General features: G+C 72.2%; 11 protein-coding genes. 4 read left to right on the forward strand and 7 right to left on the reverse strand.

Annotated elements, in window-relative coordinates:
* Positions 1–151 precede the first annotated feature (151 nt).
* On the reverse strand, positions 152–2,512 hold the full coding sequence (lon, locus tag ABD331_RS23330; RefSeq protein WP_344478177.1) for an endopeptidase La: 2,361 nt from the start codon (positions 2,510–2,512) through the stop codon (positions 152–154).
* Positions 2,513–2,688: 176 nt separating this feature from the next.
* Here lon and ABD331_RS23335 point away from each other — a divergent pair, with 176 nt between their 5' ends.
* The 4 genes from ABD331_RS23335 (at position 2,689) to ABD331_RS23350 (ending at position 8,438) form a co-directional block, all read left to right on the forward strand.
* On the forward strand, positions 2,689–4,155 hold the full coding sequence (locus tag ABD331_RS23335; RefSeq protein ID WP_344478179.1) for a sensor histidine kinase: 1,467 nt from the start codon (positions 2,689–2,691) through the stop codon (positions 4,153–4,155).
* Positions 4,152–4,808, forward strand: a complete 657-nt coding sequence (locus ABD331_RS23340) for a response regulator (protein WP_344478181.1) — start codon at positions 4,152–4,154, stop codon at positions 4,806–4,808. Before ABD331_RS23335 ends, ABD331_RS23340 begins: the two co-directional genes overlap by 4 nt.
* Before the next feature lie 46 nt (positions 4,809–4,854).
* Positions 4,855–6,216, forward strand: a complete 1,362-nt coding sequence (locus ABD331_RS23345; RefSeq protein ID WP_344478183.1) for a phenylacetate--CoA ligase family protein — start codon at positions 4,855–4,857, stop codon at positions 6,214–6,216.
* Positions 6,217–6,416: 200 nt separating this feature from the next.
* Positions 6,417–8,438, forward strand: a complete 2,022-nt coding sequence (locus ABD331_RS23350; RefSeq protein ID WP_344478185.1) for a hypothetical protein — start codon at positions 6,417–6,419, stop codon at positions 8,436–8,438.
* 54 nt (positions 8,439–8,492) lie between these two features.
* Here ABD331_RS23350 and ABD331_RS23355 read toward each other — a convergent pair whose 3' ends face one another.
* Genes ABD331_RS23355 through ABD331_RS23380 form a run of 6 tightly spaced genes read right to left on the reverse strand, consistent with a single transcriptional unit; the run spans position 8,493 to position 14,762 of the window.
* Positions 8,493–10,061, reverse strand: a complete 1,569-nt coding sequence (locus ABD331_RS23355; RefSeq protein WP_344478187.1) for a SpoIIE family protein phosphatase — start codon at positions 10,059–10,061, stop codon at positions 8,493–8,495.
* A complete protein-coding gene (locus ABD331_RS23360) occupies positions 10,058–11,740 on the reverse strand; it encodes an ATP-binding response regulator (protein ID WP_344478189.1) in 1,683 nt (560 codons plus the stop codon). Before ABD331_RS23360 ends, ABD331_RS23355 begins: the two co-directional genes overlap by 4 nt.
* The gene (locus tag ABD331_RS23365; protein WP_344478191.1) at positions 11,727–13,163 is read right to left on the reverse strand and encodes an ATP-binding protein; all 1,437 of its coding nucleotides are present in this window, start codon (positions 13,161–13,163) and stop codon (positions 11,727–11,729) included. The genes ABD331_RS23360 and ABD331_RS23365 overlap by 14 nt, the downstream gene beginning before the upstream one ends.
* Complete coding sequence (locus tag ABD331_RS23370; protein WP_344478194.1) at positions 13,160–13,561, reverse strand: anti-sigma regulatory factor; 402 nt, start codon at positions 13,559–13,561, stop codon at positions 13,160–13,162. The genes ABD331_RS23365 and ABD331_RS23370 overlap by 4 nt, the downstream gene beginning before the upstream one ends.
* Entirely contained in the window at positions 13,558–13,923 is a 366-nt protein-coding gene (locus ABD331_RS23375; protein ID WP_148438715.1) for an STAS domain-containing protein, read from the reverse strand. The genes ABD331_RS23370 and ABD331_RS23375 overlap by 4 nt, the downstream gene beginning before the upstream one ends.
* Positions 13,923–14,762, reverse strand: a complete 840-nt coding sequence (locus ABD331_RS23380) for an STAS domain-containing protein (protein ID WP_344478198.1) — start codon at positions 14,760–14,762, stop codon at positions 13,923–13,925. Before ABD331_RS23380 ends, ABD331_RS23375 begins: the two co-directional genes overlap by 1 nt.
* Between the last annotated feature and the right edge of the window lie 737 nt (positions 14,763–15,499).

The following is a 15,499-nucleotide window of genomic DNA, read 5'->3' on the forward strand; positions in this document are numbered from 1 at the left end:
GACCGGTCGCGTATGCCTCGTTCACGCCGTTGCTAACGACGAGGTGATATCCCGGTATTCCTGATCTGTTTCGTGATCTGCGTCACGACGTGCGAACACCCCGCCGCGCGCCCCTGGGAAGGCCGGGCGCGGCGGGGTGTGTCCTCGGGGATCAGGCCGCCACGGAGGAGGCGACCTTCGCCGGGGTGAGCGCGATGTCCAGGACCTCGCGCACGTCGCTGACGGTGTGGATGGTCAGCTCGTCGCGGACCTCCGCGGGCACGTCGTCCAGGTCCGGCTCGTTGCGGGCCGGGATGAGGACGGTGGTGATGCCCGCCCGGTGCGCCGCCAGCAGCTTCTGCTTGACGCCGCCGATCGGCAGCACCCGCCCGGTCAGCGAGATCTCGCCGGTCATGGCCACGTCGCCGCGCACCTGCCGTCCGGACAGGAGCGAGGCCAGCGCCGTCGTCAGCGTCACACCGGCCGACGGGCCGTCCTTGGGCACCGCGCCCGCCGGGAAGTGCACGTGCACCGAGCGGTCCTTCAGCGCGGTGACCGGCAGCTCCAGCTCCGCGCCGTGCGAGCGCAGGTAGGACAGCGCGATCCGCGCCGACTCCTTCATCACGTCGCCGAGCTGGCCGGTCAGCGTCAGGCCCGTCTCGCCGGTCTCCGGGTCGGCCAGGGACGCCTCGACGTACAGGACGTCGCCGCCGGCTCCGGTGACCGCCAGGCCGGTGGCCACGCCGGGCACCGAGGTGCGCTGCTTGGCCTCGGGCAGCGACGACTCCGGCACGAACCTCGGCCGCCCGATGTAGCCCACCAGGTCGTCCTCGCCCACGGTGACGGGCAGCTCGTCCTTGGCCGCCACCTTGCGCAGGATCCTGGCGACCGAGCGCTCCAGCGAGCGGACGCCGGCCTCGCGGGTGTACTCGGCGGCCAGCTTACGCAGCGCCGCGTCCTCGACCTTGACCTCGTCGGGGGTCAGCCCGGCCAGTTCGAGCTGCCTGGGCAGCAGGTGGTCGCGGGCGATCGCCACCTTCTCGTCCTCGGTGTAGCCGTCGAGCGTGACGATCTCCATGCGGTCCAGCAGCGGCCCCGGGATGGCCTCCAGGACGTTGGCCGTGGCCAGGAACAGCACGTCGGACAGGTCCAGCTCGACCTCGAGGTAGTGGTCGCGGAAGGTGTGGTTCTGCGCCGGGTCGAGCACCTCCAGCAGGGCGGCCGTGGGGTCGCCGCGGTAGTCGGCGCCGACCTTGTCGACCTCGTCGAGCAGGACGACCGGGTTCATCGAGCCGGCCTCGCGGATGGCGCGCACGACCCGGCCGGGCAGCGCGCCGACGTAGGTGCGCCGGTGGCCGCGGATCTCGGCCTCGTCGCGGACGCCGCCGAGCGCCACCCGGACGAACTTGCGGCCCATCGCGCGCGCCACGGACTCGCCCAGCGAGGTCTTGCCGACTCCGGGAGGACCCGCCAGGGCCAGCACGGCGCCGCTGCGCCGGCCGCCCACCACGCCGAGGCCCTTGTCCTGGCGGCGCTTGCGCACGGCCAGGTGCTCGATGATGCGGTCCTTCACGTCGTCGAGGCCGGTGTGGTCGGCGTCGAGCACCGCCCGGGCGCCGGTGATGTCGTAGTTGTCCTCGGTGCGCTCGTTCCACGGGATGTCGAGGACGGTGTCGAGCCAGGTGCGGATCCAGCCGCTCTCCGGCGACTGGTCGGAGGTCCGCTCCAGCTTGTCGACCTCCTTGAGGGCGGCCTCGCGCACCTTCTCCGGCAGGTCGGCGGCCTCCACGCGGGCCCGGTAGTCCTCCTCCTCGGTCTCGGCGGAGTCGCCGTTGAGCTCCTTCAGCTCCTTGCGGACGGCGGCGAGCTGCTGGCGCAGCAGGAACTCCCGCTGCTGCTTCTCCATGCCCTCCTGGACGTCCTTGCGGATCGTCTCGGCGACGTCGAGCTCGGCGAGGTGGTCGCGGGACCACTCGATCAGCTTGGCCAGCCGCCCGGCCGGGTCGGCCTCCTCCAGCAGCTCGACCTTCTGCGCCGTGGTCAGCCACGGGGTGTAGCCGGAGCTGTCGGCCAGCACGGACGGGTCGTCGATCGTGTTGACCTGGTCGACCACCTGCCAGGCGCCGCGCTTCTGCAGGATGGTGGTGGCCAGCGCCTTGTACTCCTTGGCCAGCTCCTGGGCGCGCTCACCGGCGGCGACGGTGTCGATCGTCTCGGCCTCGACCCAGAGTGCGGCGCCGGGGCCGGTCGTGCCGGTGCCCACGCGCACCCGGTTCACGCCGCGCACCACGGCGGCGGGCTCGCCGCCCGGCAGCCTCCCGACCTGCTCGACAACGGCCTGGACGCCGATCGCGCCGTAACGGCCGTCAACGCGGGGAACGAGAAGGACCCGTGGCTTGTTGCCACCGGATGCACGTGCCGCCTCTATGGCGGCGCGCACCTCGGAGTCGGACAGGTCCAGCGGAACCACCATGCCCGGCAGGACGACCTCGTCGTCCAGCGGCAGGACCGGGAGGATCAAGCTCTCACTCATGCGAACTCCAAAGGGTTGAGTTATACCGGCTCAACTCATCGGAGCCCTGCACTGTTCCCTTCCTTGACGATGTTCGCTCACGGCGATCGTAATCTTGTAAGCAGTACCTGAGGGTGACAGGAACGTCAAACCCTGGTGTGACGACCGCCCGCGCTTGCCCTCGTAAGCTTGACCAGGTGATCCGCGTCCCCCGTCTGCGCCCGTTCCGGCGGTCCGAAGCCCCCCGGCGCCCGAGGCCGGGGGTGCGGGAGACCGGCCGCAAGCTCGTGCGGCCGTTCGTGCTGGCGCTGTTCGAGGGCGACGCCGACCCGCCGTTCGCCGCCCGCCGCCTCACGTTCAGGACCCCCCGGTGGCTGGGGTCGCTGGTGCCCGGCAGGTCCTACGACCTCGTCCAGGCCGCCGACCTGCTGCTCGCCTTCGTCCTGTACGGCATCATGATCAGCACCGGCCTCGACTGGAACGACGCCGCGGCCCGCGCCCACATCGCCGACCCACGCGTCCCCGGGCCCGCCCCGCTGATCTTCATGTACCTGATCGCGATCGGCGTCTCGCTGCCCATCGCCCTGCGCGACCGATGGCCGCTGGCGGCCTGGCGGGTCGCCGCCGTGATGCTGCCCCTGATCGTCTACGTGACCATGACGGTCGGCGACGTCGTGCCGCCCTACCCCATCGCGGCCATCCTCATGTACCTGCTCGTGCTCTACTCGGTCGCGGTCAGGTGCGAGCGGCGGATCACGGTGGGCGTCTGGGCACTGACGGTCCTGACCGTCTGGATCGTGCACCCCGACTCCATGTTCCTGGCCACGATCATCGCCTCGGTCGCCGTCCTGTTCGGCTACAACGTGCGCGCCCGGCGCACCGCCACCGCCCGCCTCGTGCGGGAGGAGCAGCGCACGCGGGAGGCGGAGAGCGCGCAGTCGGTGCTGGAGGAGCGCGCCCGCATCGCGCGCGAGCTGCACGACGTGGTCGCGCACCACATGTCGGTGATCGCCATCCAGGCGGAGGCGGTGCCGCTCAAGGCGGCCGGCGACGTGGCGCAGCTCGAAGCCGGGCTGGCCGAGATCCGGGCGCTGTCCCTGGAGGCCATCGCGGACCTGCGCCAGGTGCTCGGCGTGCTGCGCGACCCGCAGGGCCGCACCGACACCGCGCCGCAGCCGGGGCTCGACCGGGTGGACGAGCTGGTCTCCAACGCGCGTGCCGCGGGGCTGACCGTGCTGGTCAAGCGGTCGGGGGCGCTCGACGGGCAGCCGCAGGCGGTGGAGCTGTCGGCGTACCGGATCGTGCAGGAGTCGCTGTCGAACGCGATGCGGCACGCGCCCGGCGCCACCGTCGCGGTGGACATCGCCCGGCTGGGCGACGAACTGCGGCTGCGCATCATCAACGGGCCAGGCGCCGTGACAGACGCCGGGGCGGGAGCTGGGTTTGGGGCTGGGTCCGGGCCTGGGTTCGGGGCTGGGTCCGGTGCCGGGCAGGAGGCCGCGTCCGGGGCCGCGGGCCCGCCGGGGCGTGGGGCCGGGCAGGGGCTCGTGGGAATGCGGGAGCGGGCGGCGCTGCTCGGGGGCACGCTCGACGCCGGGCCCGTCGACGGCGGAGGTTTCGAGGTGGTCGCGACGTTACCCGTCGCGGAAAGGGAGAGCGCTTGATCCGGGTACTGATCGCCGACGACCAGGGCATGGTGCGCACCGGGTTCACGGTGTTCCTGAGCGGCCAGCCGGACATCGAGGTGGTGGGCGAGGCCGCCGACGGGCTCCAGGCCGTCGAGCGGGCCGCCGAGCTGCGGCCCGACGTGGTGCTCATGGACGTGCGCATGCCCGTCATGAACGGCCTGGAGGCCACCAGGGAGCTGACGGCGCGCCAGGACACCGCGAAGGTGCTCGTCCTGACGACGTTCGACCTCGACGACTACGTCTACGAGGCGTTGCGGGCGGGGGCCAGCGGGTTCCTGCTCAAGGACGCCTCAGCCGCGCAGCTCGCCGAGGCCGTCCGGGTGGTGGCGGCCGGGGAGGCGCTCATCGCCCCGGCGATCACCAAGCGGCTGATCACCGAGTTCGCCCGGCTGGGCGGGCCGCGGGCGGTGACGGGGCGGCGGCTCGACGAGCTGACCGAGCGGGAGACCGAGGTGCTCGGGCTGGTGGCGCAGGCGCTGTCCAACCAGGAGATCGCCGAGAAGTTGTTCGTGGCGGAGCAGACGGTCAAGACGCATGTGGGGCGGGTGCTGATGAAGCTGGGGCTGCGTGACCGGGCGCAGGCGATCGTGTTCGCGTACGAGACGGGGCTGGTGCGGCCGGGCGAGTGACAGCGGGTGCGTTTCGCTGTCGCGGCGGGCGTCGTACAGTCGGCGGATGGACCCGGTTGAGCTCTTCCATCAGGTGGCGGCCACCGTGCCCGCCTACGGCAGGTTCCTCACCGAGCACGGCGTCGAACCAGCCGGGATCACCACCCTGGCGGACTTCGCGCGCCTGCCGATGACCACCAAGGAGAACTACACCGGCCGCCACCCCCTCCCCGACCTGTGCAGGAACGGCGTGATCGGCGACATGATCGCCGTCTCCTCGGGCTCCACGGGCGTGCCGTCGTTCTGGCCGCGCTCGGCGGCGGACGAACGGGTGATCGCCGACCGTTTCGAGGAGGTGTTCGCGGATTCCTTCGCCGCCCGCGAGCGCCGTACGCTGGCCGTGGTCTGTTTCGCCCTGGGCACCTGGGTGGGCGGCCTGTTCACCGTCGCCTGCTGCCGCCACCTGGCCGAACGCGGCTACCCGATCACGGTCGTCGCCCCCGGCACCGACCGGCGGGAGATCGCGCGGGTGATCCCCGAGCTGGCGCCGCACTTCGACCAGGTCGTGCTGCTGGGTTACCCGCCGTTCCTGAAGAACGTGATCGACACCGAGGACCTGCCCTGGGCCGGCTGGGACGTCAAGCTGGTGACGGCGGGCGAGGTGTTCAGCGAGGAGTGGCGCACGCTGGTCGCCGAGCGGGCCGGGATCGCCGACCCGGTGCGGGGCATCGCCTCCCTGTACGGCACCGCCGACGCCGGTGTGCTGGGCAACGAGACGCCGCTGTCGGTGGAGATCCGCCGTTTCCTGTCGGATCGTCCAGGCCTGGCCAGGGAGCTGTTCGGCGAGTCGCGGCTGCCGACGCTCGTGCAGTACGACCCCGGGGTGCGCTTCTTCGAGGAGCACGAGGGCACCCTGCTGTTCTCGGGCGACAACGGCGTGCCGCTCATCCGGTACCACATCGCCGACGAGGGCGGCGTCCTCCCGTACCGGAAGCTGATGGAGTTCGTGCGGCGGGACGGCTTCGAGCCGCGGGCGCCAGGCACTGAGCGCCCGTTCGTGTACGTCTTCGGCCGCAGCCACCACACCGTCTCCTACTACGGCGCGAACATCTACCCGGAGAACATCGCGATCGGCCTGGAGCAGCCCGGGGTCAGCGCGTGCGTGACGGGCAAGTTCGTGCTGGAGACGGTCGAGGACGAGGGCTACGACCGGCACCTGACCGTGACGGTGGAGCTGATGCCAGGGGAGAAGCCGTCCGACGAGGTCGCCCAGGCGGTCGGGGCGTCGATCCTGGCCCAGCTCCGGCGGCTGAACAGCGAGTTCGCCGCGTACGTGCCGGTGGCGCGGCAGACGCCGTTCGTCAGGCTGCGGGAGTCGGGCGATCCGGAGTACTTCCCGATGGGGGCCAAGCACCGCTACACCCGGTAGGCCACGGCCCAGAGTTTTCCCTAGCACGATCCCTGGGGCGGGCGCGGGCGGCGCGGCCTACCGTCGGTGGATCGGCGCGGGCTCCGGGCCCGCGAAGCTCAGGGGTCGGCGGGCTCAGGGGTCGGCGGGCTCAGGGGTCGGCGGGCTCAGGGGTCGGCGGGCTCAGGGGTCGGCGGGATGTTGGGGGCAGGTGGCGGCTCATGCTGGATGATCTCGGTCAGATGTTCGCCTGGCTGACGGCGGCGCTCGTCCGTCCCGCGTCCGGCCTGTACGGCGAGCTGGACCTGCGGCCCGGCGACCGGGACCCGGCCGCGGGGCTGCCCGCCCGCTACGCCGGCCAGGACCGGCCGGAGCTGACCGGCACGACACACGTCCGCGACCTGCACCGCGACCTGCGCGAGCTGGGCTTCCTGCTCGCGCCGCCGGACGCGACGACGTTCACGACGGCCACGTGGCTGTCGGTCATGGAGTTCCAGCGCTACGCCTCCCTGTCCGACGCCGCCACCGAACGCGAGCCGCGCTCGACGTCCCTGGTGGACGCGGTGACGCCCGAGGCAAGCCTGTTCCGCGTCGGTGCCGCCTCGGCGTTCCCGGCGCAGGGACCGTTCCGGGTGCTCGTGGACGACGAGATCGTGGAGGTCACGGCCACGTCGGCGGACGCCGGGCTGACCGTGACGCGCGGTGTGGAGGGCACGGCCGCCGCCGCCCACGAGCGAGGCGCCGGGGTAGAGCTGATCCGCTGGTCGGACCGGCTCGTCCCGGTGCACGCCCACTTCTACGAGCGCTACACCGACCCGGTGACCGGGGTCGTGAACGCCTGGACCAGGTTCGTGCTGCGCCGCTGGAAGGACCGGCGGCGGCGCTGCCCCGTCGTGGTGGAGGCGTGGGAGCTGCGGGAGGGCCGTCCGGACCGGCTGCACACGATCCCCGGCGGCGGCCGGGCCGGGAACGTCTGGGGCGCCCGCGAGATCACCTCCACCGCGCCGCGCGTGTTCGTGCGCGACCTGACGCGCACCTGGGAGCGCCCGTCCAGGGAGCCGGTGGCGCCGGCGCATCCCGAGCTGGACGTGAGCGGCGACTACCGGGTGCTCGGCGACTACGCGGGCCCGCGGGCCTGGCCGGAGTTCGGGCACACCTGGCGGCCGGAGGGCGAGATGCTGCCCGAGCACCTGCTGCCCTCCCCCGAGCCGGGCGGGCCCGGGCCCACGCTGGCGCAGCTCGTGCAGGCGGGCGACCGGGCCGTGCTCGGCACGTACCTGGTGGTGCGGGCGGTCAGCGAGGTGGAGGCGATCGGCTACTTCGACAGCCTGAACGCCTACGACCGCGGCTTCGTCTCGCTGGGCCCGTGCCACTGGACGGCCGGCCTGGCCACCGGGCCCGCGCCCGCGTCCGCCGTGGACGAGGGTGAGTTGTGGGGCTTCGTCGCGTATCTGAAGGCGACGGACCGGTACGCGTTCGCCCAGGCGTTCGGCCGTTTCGGCCTGGACGTCGCCACCGAGTGGGGCCAGAGCGGCGCGGAGCTGTTCAACCCGAGCCAGCGCAAGTACACCGGCCGCCCTGCCGTGCCGCGGGAGGGCGGCGGGGCGCAGGCGCTGGGCAGGGTCGAGGAGTACAACCTGTTCCGCGACTGGCACTGGTTCTACCGCCTGCAGATGGCCGGCCGCACCGTGGACGGGCTGCGCCGCGCGATGTGGGACATGGCGCGGATACGCGTCCGCGACGTCGGCGAGACGCCGTGGGACGGCCCGGCGGGGCCGCCCACCTGGACGGTCCCGGACGCCGGCGGCCCGCGTCCCGCCAGGATCAAGGACGTGATCACGTCCGAGCGGGGGATGGCGATCGTGCACCGCTGGCACATCAGGGCCCCTGCCAACATGGTGTCGGCCGGGCCCGCCACCGAGCCGCCCGAGACCAGGCGCGTCGGGCGCGCCGGCCCCGTGCTGCGGGCGGCCTACGACGCGGCCGTCAAGGAGGACCAGGGGTTGTTCGACGGCACGCCCGACACCTGGGGCGACGCCGCCGAGCAGGCGCTCGTGGGGCAGTTGCGGGCGCAGGGCGGGGCGTCGGTCGAGTACGTGCACGAGTGGCCGCGCCAGGTGTCGAAGAACCGGGGGTTCACGCTGGCGTACGAGCTGCTGCCGGATCGCGGGGAGGGGCGGGCGCTCGACCTGGCCAGGAACTCGTTCCAGCTCGACGCCTCAGGCCTCCCCCCTGAGCCCTGACCGCCGGTCAGGCCTCCCGCCGGCGCCCTCGCCGCCGGTCAGGCCTCCCGCTGATTACGCCTCGCGCCGCACGGCCACCAGCGCGACGTCGTCCTCGCGCGCCCCGAACGCGTCCAGCATGCGCTCGGCGAACTCCTCCAGATCCTCCTCCACGGTCTCGGCGAGCTTCCTGGCCTTCTCCAGGCTCTCGTCCAGCGAGATCGCGCGGTCCTCCACCAGCCCGTCGGTGAACAGCAGCAGCGTCCCGCCGGGCGGCAGCTTCAACCGGTCCACCGTGTACGTCTCCGGCAGCGCCCCCAGCAGCAGGTTGCCCAGATGGTGATAGGCGCACCCCGGCCCGGCGAACAGCGGCGGGATGTGGCCGGCGTTGGCCACCTCGACCTCCCCCGTGGCCGGGTCGATGAGCACGAGGCAGAGCGTCGCCGTCATGCGCGGGTGGTAGCGCCGCATCATCTGGTTGAGCAGGTCGAGGGACGCGCTGAGGTCCACCTGCGCGATGAACGAGGCCCGCATCGCGTGCCGCAGCTCCGCCATCACGGTCGCGGCGTGCAGCGAGTGCCCCTCGACGTCGCCGATGGCCACCAGCACCCGGTCGCCGATCGGCAGCACCTCGTAGAAGTCGCCGCCCACCTCGATGTTGTCGGCCGCCGGCTCGTAGCGCATCGCCACCCGCAGGCCCGGCACCTCGGGGATGCGCGTGGGCAGGAAGCTGCGCTGCAGGGTCAGCGCGATCGCGTGCTCCTCGGTGTAGGCGCGCAGCGCGGACACGGCCAGCGCCAGCTCCTGGCCGAGCTGACGCAGCAGGTTCACCTCGTCGGCGTCGAGCGGCGGCTCGTTCTCCACGCCCAGGTAGACGGGGGAGCGGGAGTTCTTCGTCCGGCAGAGCACGCCCGTGCTGCTGCCCGACACCTGCACGTCCGGCACCAGCCCGCGCCACTGCTCCGCTTGCAGGGTGAACACGTGGGCGCGCTGCGCCTCCCGCTGCACCATCCCGCTCAGGCGGTCCAGCAGCTCGGGCCCGGCCGGATGGGCGGTGGCCCGCTCCCCCGGCCGTGCCCGGTAGCGGCGCGTGCGCCCGTCGGGCAGCAGCGCCAGCGTGCCGCAGAAGCGGCCCAGCACGTTCGCCGAGCCCTCGACCGCGACCGACAGCAGCTCGTCGAACGTCTCCGCCTCGTTGATGCGCAGCGTCACGTCCGCCAGCCCCGCCAGGCGCTCGGCCATCAGCTCGGCCCGCCAGCGCGCCCGGTAGTAGCGCAGCATGGCCTCCACCGTCGCGGCGAACTCGGCCGGCTCGATCGGCTCCGCCAGGTACGCGTCGGCGCCCCGCTCCAGCCCCTCCGCCCGGTCGGCCACGGTGATGGCGTTGGCCGACACCTGGATGATGGGGATCGCGGCGGTCGCCGGGTTGGCCTTGATCCGCTCGCACACCTCGTGGCCGGGGATGTCGGGCAGCCGCACGTCCAGGATGACCAGGTCGACGCGCTGCTCGGTGAGCATGCCGAGCGCCTCCTCGCCGCCGTTCACCTCAAGCACGCTGTGCCCCGCGCGGCGCAGCCAGCTCGACAGGATGTACCGCTTGGTCGGCGTGTCGTCCACCACGAGCACGGTCGCCGTCTCGCTCACACCCGCCCCTCTCTCGCGCTGCGGATGGCCTGGAGCAGCTCCTCCCTGCGCAGCCCGTGTTTGTCCAGCACCACCATGTCACCGGGGGCGCGCTGTGGCGCGATGGTCACCACGACCACGGGAATCCGCTGCAGTCTGTCGTCCTCCGCCATGCGCTGCAGCAGCACGTGGCCGTCCACGCGGGGCATGAGCAGGTCCACCAGGATCACGTCCGGCGGGCCCGCCGTCATCAGGTCGAGCGCGGCAGCGCCGTCGGCGGCCTCGTCCACGTGCGCGGCGAAGCCGTGCAGCATGCGGCGGGCGGCGGCGCGGAACACCTCGTCGTCGTCGGCGATCATCACCCGCTGCAGCTCCGGCGGGCCGCTGTAGTGCGGCAGCCGCAGCGTGACGGTGGTGCCCTCGCCCTCCGTGCTGGCCAGCTCCAGGGTGCCGCCGAGCGCCTCGGTGAGCCTGCGCGCGTACGGCAGGCCCAGGCCGGTGCCTCTGGAGCGGACCTGGAGGGAGCCCGGGACCTGGTAGAAGTCCTCGAAGACGCGGGTCAGGTGCTCGGCCGGGATGCCGATGCCGGTGTCGGACACGACGATGACGGCCTCGTCCTTGGCGGTGTCGAGGTGGGCATCGAGGCGCACCTCACCGCGTACCGTGAACTTGACCGCGTTCGAGAGCAGGTTGCGCAGGATGCGCAGCAGCATGACCTCGTCCACGAACAGCTCGGCGACCTCGGGCGCCACCTCGTGGCGCAGCTCGACGCCGACGCTCGCGCTCGTCGGGCGCAGCATCACGTGGAGCTGTTCGGCCATCCGCGCCAGGTCCACCGACGACGGCTGCGGGTCGAGGCGGCCCGACTCGGCCTTGGCCATGTCGAGAAGCTCGCTGACCAGCTCCAGCAGGGTCTCCGTAGAGCTGCCGATCAGCCGCACCTGGTGGTCCTGCTCCTCGGTCATCGGGTCGCCGCCCGGCCCCGTCAGCAGCCTGACCAGGCCGATCACCGAGTTGAGCGGGGTGCGCAGCTCGTGGCTGACCGTGGCCCAGAAGCGGTTCCTCGCCTCGTTGGCCTCCCTGAGCTGGCTGGACTTCTCATCCAGCTCGGCGTACAGGGCCACCACTCCCCTGTTGGTCTCCTCCAGCTCTTCCGAGAGCTGGTTGTACATCGCCATCACGCCCGTGTTGGTCTCCTGCAGCTCGGCGTTGAGCCGCAGGACGTCCTCCAGCGTCTCGGCCAGCTCCCTGTTCTGCTCGCGCAGCTCGTCCATGGCGGACACCGGGGACAGGTCGGCCAGCTTGGCGCGGATCTCCGCCACCGGGGCGGGCGGGCGGCGGGTTTGCAGCCGCTTGGCGAGCGTGACGCCGCCGTCGTTCAGGGTGATCTCGTCGACCAGCCTGCCCGCCAGCTTCAGGCCCTCCAGGTTCTGCAGTTTCGACCGGTCGGCGTGCTTCGGCTCCTGCGAGTGCTCCAGCAGGATGAGCAGGTGGTGGTCGCTGATCGACAGGGTCGCGGTCGAGCCGGTGCCGAACAGCTCGCGGCCGGCCTCGCTGAGCGCCGTCGCGACGCGGATCTGGTCCTGCGGCTCCAGGCCGACCAGCTCGGCGGCGGCGCGGCCCAGGCGGCGCAGCACGAACACGTCCTGGTCGGCGTCCAGGCGGACGCGGATGAGCTCGGCCGCTTCAGCCGTCGCCATGCCGGGACCTCGTGTTCTCGTGCGGCATGCCCTGGTGCGGCGTGCCCTGGTCCGGTGTGCCCTCGTCTGGCGCGCTCACGTGCGGAGCGCTCTCGTGCGGCACGCTCTCATGCAGCGCGCTCTCGCGTGGCGCGCTCTCGCGCCGCGTGCTGTCGTGTAGGGGACTCTCGTGCAGCGCGCTCTTGCGCGGCCTGCTCACCTGCGGCGTGCTCTCGCGTGGCGTGCCGTCGTGCAGCGGGCTCTTCTGGGTCGTGGCGGACCGCTCCAGCCCCTGTGGCGCGGGCGGTGGGCTGTGCCTGGCGCTTCCGTTCGGCGGGCTGAGCCGCAGGCTTCCGTACGGGGAGCCGAGCCGCACCCCCTCACCTGGCTTCGCGTTCTCCTGCTGCTGCCCGAGCCGCGCGCCTTCCTGCCCCTGCCCCGACCGTCCGCCTTCGCCTTCGGCTTCTCTGCCGGGCCTGACCGTCACCACGCAGGCGTCGTCGCGCCGGCTGCCCGCCTCGCGCATCAGCCCGGCGGCGATCACGGCGGGCGTCCGGGAGAACAACCCCGGCAGAAGTGTGGGGTCCCACCGCTCGGTCAGCCCGTCCGAGTGCAGGACGACAGTCGCATACCGGGGCAGATCGTACGTGTACTGGCGCACCCGGCCGCCCTGATGCCCTGCGATCCCCGGCACCGACACCATGCCCTGCCTGCCCTCGGCGTGCGCCACCCAGCCGGACACGTTGCCGAGCCCGGCGAAGAGCACCTGATCCGGCTCCACGCGGGCCACCGCGACCGCGCCTCCCCGGGTGTCGTTCATGCCGGCGTGCAGGCGTTGCACGATGGCCACCGGCTCCTGGTCCCGTACGTCGAAGAACAGCTCGACCGCGCGCTGCGCGGCCTGCGCGGCGATGTGACCGTGACCGAGCCCGTCACAGACCAGCACAATCGTGGACGAGCCCAGCTCGGCGATGGCGAAGCCGTCGCCGCACACCGTCTCCTCGCCGATCGGCCTGGTCAGCCCGCTGGCCCGCAGCGCCGGCGCGGGGGTGCGGCCGGCGGTGAAGTGCATGGCCAGCACCGTGCCCTTGCCAGGCAGCGAGTGCACGTCGTAGCCGGAGGCGATGCGGGAGATCGCGCCCAGGCCGATGCCCAGTGTCCCGGACGTCGAGTAGCCGTCGCGCAGCGCGCGGGCCACGTCGGCCATGCCCGGCCCCCGGTCGACGGTGATCAGCTCCACCGTGGCGGGGGCCTCGGGGTGGGGGCGCACCATGACGGTGCCCTCCGTGGCGTGCTTGACGAGGTTGGAGACCGCTTCGCTCACCGCCACGGCCGTCTGCCCGATGAGCACCTGGTCGAAGCCCGCCGCCTCGGCCAGCTCGACGGCCTTCCTGCGTACCGCGCCGACCGCGCTGGGGTCCTCGGCACGGACCCAGCCGGTCATCGCCGCCACTTCGTCACCGTCACTGTCGTGCCCTTGCCGGGCGCGGAGACCAGGTCGAACTCGTCGACCAGCCGCCGCGAGCCGCCGAGGCCCAGCCCCATGCCGCCGCCCGTGGTCCAGCCGTCCGTGAGGGCCTGCTCGATGTCGGGGATGCCGGGGCCTTCGTCGGTGAAGACTAACTTCAGGCCGCGCCGGGGGCCGTTCTCGACCACCTCGACGCGGACGTCCCCGCCGCCGGCGTACACCAGGGCGTTGCGCGCCAGCTCACTGGCGGCGGTGACGATCTTCGTCTGGTCGACGAGGGACAGCCCCACCTCGACGGCCACGCTCCTGACGAGCTGGCGGACGCCGACGACGTCCGCACTGCCCGCGATGACGACCTCACGTTCGCCGCTCACGGGGTCGCGCTCCTGATGTGATCCAGCAGCGCCACCCCCTTCTCCAGATTGAGTGCCGTACGGACGCCGCCCAGCGAGAGCCCGAGCTCCACCAGCGTGATCGCCACGGCGGGCCGCATGCCGACCACCACGGTCTGGGCGTCGAGCATGCTGCACATGGACGCGATCGTGGCCAGCATCCTGCCGATGAAGGAGTCGACGATCTCCACGGCGGTGATGTCGATGATCACGCCCTTGGCGCCGTTCTTGACGACCGCGTCGGCGAGGTCCTCCTGAAGGGCGAGCACCCCCTGGTCCTCAAGGTCGACCTGGATGGAGACGATGAGGACGTCGCCGAGTTTGAGGATCGGTACGCGCTGCACTAGCGGTTCTCCGCCCGGATCGCGACGCGCATGTCTCGTCCGCCCTTCACCTCGATGCCGGCCCGCTTGAAGGCGTGGGCGAGCGCGTCGGCCAGCGACGCCTTCGTGACGATGTCGCCGAACTCGATGCCGAGCGTGACGATGGTGTGCGCGATCTGCGGCCGGATGCCCGAGATGACGCACTCCGCGCCCATCAGCCGGGCCGCGACGACCGTCTTCAGCAGGTGCTGAGCCACCTGCGTGTCCACGGCGGGCACGCCGGTGATGTCGATGACCGCGTGCTCGGCACCGGAGTCGACCAGCGTCTGCAGCAGCTTCTCCATCACCACCTGCGTCCTGGCCGAGTCGAGCGTGCCGACCAGCGGCACCGCCACGATGCCCTCCCACAGCTTGACCACCGGGGTGGACAGCTCAAGGAGCTGCTCGGCCTGGTCGAGGATGATCCTCTCGCGGGCCTCCGAGAACGTCTCGAACGTGTACAGGCCAAGGTCGTCGATGAGCCTGGAGAACCAGACGAAGCCGCGCGCCGCCTCGACACCTTCGGAGTCGGCCTCGACGAACTCGTACAGCGCCTCCTTCAGACCGAAGACGGCCCTGGCGGTGTCGGCGGGGGCCCACCCGGCGCGGGCGCGCGAGCGAGACAGCTCGGCCAGCAGGCCACGGACGTCGGCGAAGTCGTTCTTGCCCTCGTCCAGTGCGGTGAGCAGCGCCTGGAAAAGCTCGTTGAGCTCCTCGGACGGCGCGTTGGCGATCTGCGCCCAGCGGCGGACGATCTGCTCCTGGTTGTGGCGGAGCAGCTCTTCGATGCGTCGCCTGGCTACATCGGCATGAACGGACAAAGATCACTCCAGAGAGGGCGGCTGGCAGTTGCTCGTATGCTAGTGCGGTTTGGCGAGCACCAGGGACTTCGATCAGCTACGTGGTGCCGTTTCCGGGCGTACACCTGGGCTTCGCTGCGGCGTTTTTTCGCGTTGGGCGGACCGTTCCCGAGCCCGCCCCTCACTCCCCGCCACAACCGCACCCGCCTCCGCCACCCACCACCCGGCCCGACCACAGAGGGGCCGGGCGGGGTGAGGTGCGTCGGTGGAGCCAAGGGGCTGGGCAAGGCGTGCACGTACCGAAGCCGACGGCGCCGTCACTGGCGGGTGGTTGAAGGGGCTGAGCGGGGCGGGTGTGTGGTGAGCCGGAGGGCTTGGCGGGGCGGATGCGTGGTGGAGCCGAAGGGCTGAGCGCGGCGCGTGCGTGGCGGAACCGAAGAGCTGAACGCGACGCGTGCGTGGACGTGACCTGCGTGGCGGAACCGAAGAGCTGAACGCGACGCGTGCGTAGTGGGCCGGGCGGCGGCGGTGAAGTGGTGGACTTGAGGGGTTGGGTGCGGCGGTGGCATGGAGGGGCCCGGGCGGCGGATGGTGGCTGCGGCGCTTCTCCTCTTCCCGCCCGCCCCTACATCCGCCCCATCCAGCGTCCCGCCCTCCCCCACATCCGCCCCATCCAGCGTCCCGCCTTCTCCGCCCAGCGCCTTCGCTCCCCTAGCACCCTTAGTTCCACCTATCGCCCCGCTCCGCCACCACCCCGC

Origin of the sequence: Nonomuraea monospora, assembly GCF_039531895.1 — a bacterium.
GTDB lineage: Bacteria > Actinomycetota > Actinomycetes > Streptosporangiales > Streptosporangiaceae > Nonomuraea > Nonomuraea monospora.